Source organism: Janthinobacterium sp. GW458P, from assembly GCF_002127585.1.
In the GTDB taxonomy this organism is placed as follows: Bacteria; Pseudomonadota; Gammaproteobacteria; order Burkholderiales; family Burkholderiaceae_D; genus Janthinobacterium.
On the sequence record NZ_NEGZ01000121.1, the window covers coordinates 1 to 3,147 of the forward strand.

The 3,147-nt window shown below is 65.8% G+C and carries 2 protein-coding genes; one reads left to right on the forward strand and one right to left on the reverse strand.

Annotated features, from left to right (window positions below; translation table 11 throughout):
• On the reverse strand, nt 1-1,286 hold a 1,286-nt coding region (locus tag CBW50_RS28160), incomplete at its 3' end, for a DEAD/DEAH box helicase (RefSeq protein ID WP_086148542.1).
• A 288-nt stretch (nt 1,287-1,574) separates the two neighbouring features.
• Here CBW50_RS28160 and CBW50_RS28165 point away from each other — a divergent pair.
• The coding region (locus tag CBW50_RS28165) for a methyl-accepting chemotaxis protein (protein ID WP_086148543.1) at nt 1,575-3,147 on the forward strand (1,573 nt) is incomplete at its 3' end.

The following is a 3,147-nucleotide window of genomic DNA, read 5'->3' on the forward strand; positions in this document are numbered from 1 at the left end:
GGGCCGGCGCTGCGTGGCTTGGCGCCGCCGCCGCCCGTTTTCACGCGCACCACGGCGCCGGCTGGCGCGCGGCTGTTGTTGCGGTGGCCGCCGGTGCCGCTGCGCAATTGCACAGGCTGGGCGCGGGCGTTCAGGTCCGGTTCGAAGCCGGCGATGACTTCGCGCGGCAGGGTTTGCTTGATCAGTTTTTCGATGTCTTTCAACATTTCGTGCTCATCCACGCAGACCAGCGACACGGCTTCGCCCTTGGCGCCGGCGCGGCCCGTGCGGCCGATACGGTGCACATAGTCTTCCGGAATGTTCGGCAAGTCGTAGTTGACGACGTGCGGCAACTGGTCGATGTCGATGCCGCGCGCGGCGATGTCGGTGGCGACCAGCACTTGCAGGGTGCCGTCCTTAAATTCCGACAGCGCGCGCGTGCGCGCCGACTGGCTCTTGTTGCCGTGGATGGCCAGGGCGCCGATGCCGTCCGCGCCCAGCTGCTCGACCAGTTTATTGGCGCCATGCTTGGTGCGCGTAAACACCAGCACTTGCGTCCAGTTGTTCGACTTGATCAGGTAGGACAGCATCGGATGCTTCTTGTCGCGGTCGACGGGATGGATCTTTTGCTTGATCACTTCCACGGTCGAATTGCGGCGCGCCACTTCGATCATGGCCGGCTTGTTCAGCAAGCCGTCGGCCAGGGCCTTGATCTCTTCCGAGAACGTGGCCGAGAACAGCAGGTTCTGGCGTTTCGGCGGCAGCACGGCCAGCACTTTCTTGATGTCGCGGATGAAACCCATGTCGAGCATGCGGTCGGCTTCGTCGAGGATCAGGATTTCCACCTTCGACAGGTCGACGGTGCCCTGGCCCATGTGGTCGAGCAAACGGCCCGGCGTGGCGACGAGGATGTCGACGCCGTGCTTGAGCTGCTTGATTTGCGGGTTGATGCCGACGCCGCCGAAGATCACGGCCGAGTTCAGCTTGGTGTACTTGCTGTAGGCGCGCACGCTTTCCTCGACCTGGGCGGCGAGTTCGCGCGTCGGCGCCAGGATCAGGGCGCGGATGGGGCGCGTCGAGGTGTTGCTGGTGATGGCAGCGCCATTCGCGTCCGTGGACAGGCGGTGCAGCACGGGCAGGGTAAAGCCGGCCGTCTTGCCGGTACCGGTTTGCGCGCCGGCCAGCAAGTCGCCGCCAGCGAGCACGGCGGGAATCGCCTGTGACTGGATCGGGGTCGGCACGGTGTAGCCGTGTTCGGTAACGGCACGTACGATAGCGTCGGACAATCCGAGGGAGGAAAAGGACATGGTAACTTTATTGTGAGATCGGCCTGTCGCCATCGTGGGGCGCCAGTCGCAGGCAATCAGATTAGGGGTCGAAAGACAGCGGCAAGGGGACTGGTCATATGTGCCGCACACGCGAAGTATAACAGCATGGCAAAAAACCGCCGAGTTTGTTTAAAGTATGCAATGCCACAGGTAAAAGAAATATGGCTGGGGCGCGCCATTTCATGGCGTTATTCATTATGATTCCCTGTAGCACTCCATCCGCGGGACTCGCCGCGGCGCCGGGGTGTTCACCCCCGGAGGACTATCATGCGTATTGCCGATCTTCGCATCGCCACCCGCCTGTATGGCGGTTTTGCCACCATCGTCCTGTTGCTGGCCGCCCTGGTCACCGTCGCCACGCTGAATGTGTCGCGGCTGGCCGATGCCAACGCCATCAACACCCACACCTACCAGGTACTGGCCGAAAACAGCGCCATGCTGGAAAGCCTGATCAATATGGAAACGGGCCAGCGCGGCTATGTGATCACGGGCGCGGAGACGTCGCTGGAACCGTACAAGGCGGGCCAGGCCGCGTTCGGCGCGCACCTGGAGAAGGCGCGCGCCCTGACCAGCGACAACCCGGCCCAGCAGGAGCGCCTGGCGAAGCTCGATGCCGCCAAGCAAGCCTGGCTGGCCGGCGCGCTCGAACCCGTGATCGCCCTGCGGCGCGCCGTGGCGCAGGGCACGGCGGCCATCGAACCCGTGCTGGCGCTGGAAAAAGAGGGCAGGGGCAAGCAGGGCATGGATGCCATGCGGGCCCTGCTGGGCGAGATCGGCCAGGCGGAAACGGTGTTGCTGGCGCAGCGCTCGGAAGCGGCGGCGGCCTTGCAGGCGCGCACGCACTGGACCTTGCTGGGCGGCGGCGCGGTGGCGCTGCTCCTGGCCGCCAGCATCGCCTGGTGGCTGGCGCGCAACATCAGCGTGCCGCTGCGCTCGGCCATCGGCGTGGCCAGGCAGGTGGCGCAGGGCGACCTGACGGTGCAGGTGGAAGTGCGTTCGAAGGATGAGACGGGCGAGCTGATGCAGGCATTGAAGGACATGACGGCCAGCCTGCTGCGCATCGTCACGGAAGTGCGCGGCGGCACGCAAGCCATCGCCACGGCGTCGCGCCAGATCGCCTCGGGCAATATCGACCTGTCGGCGCGCACGGAGCAGCAGGCCAGTTCGCTGGAAGAGACGGCTTCGTCGATGGAGGAGCTGACCAGCACGGTACAGCAGAACGCGCAGAATGCCCATGAAGCCAACGGCCTGGCCGCCTCGGCCTCCGCCGTGGCGGGCAAGGGCGGCGCGGTGGTGGCGCAGGTGGTCGACACCATGGGCTCGATCAACGACTCGTCGCGCAAGATCGTCGACATCATCGGCGTGATCGACGGCATCGCCTTCCAGACGAATATCCTGGCCCTGAATGCGGCCGTGGAAGCGGCCCGGGCGGGCGAACAGGGGCGCGGCTTTGCCGTCGTCGCCACGGAAGTGCGCAACCTGGCGCAACGTTCGGCTGGCGCAGCGAAGGAAATCAAGGCCCTCATCAACGACTCGGTGGCGCAGGTGGAGAGCGGCGCGCGCCTGGTCGACGAGGCGGGCCACACCATGCGCGAAATCGTCGACAGCGTGCACAAGGTCAGCAGCATCGTCGGGCAGATCTCGTCGGCCAGCGACGAGCAGCGGGCCGGTATCGAGCAAGTCAACCAGGCGATCACCGAAATGGACCAGGTGACCCAGCAAAACGCGGCGCTGGTGGAAGAGGCGGCCGCGGCGGCGGAATCCATGCAGGAGCAGGCCGCGCGCCTGGCCGATGCGGTGGCCGTGTTCAGGACGGCGCAGGTGGACGCCGCGCCGCCGG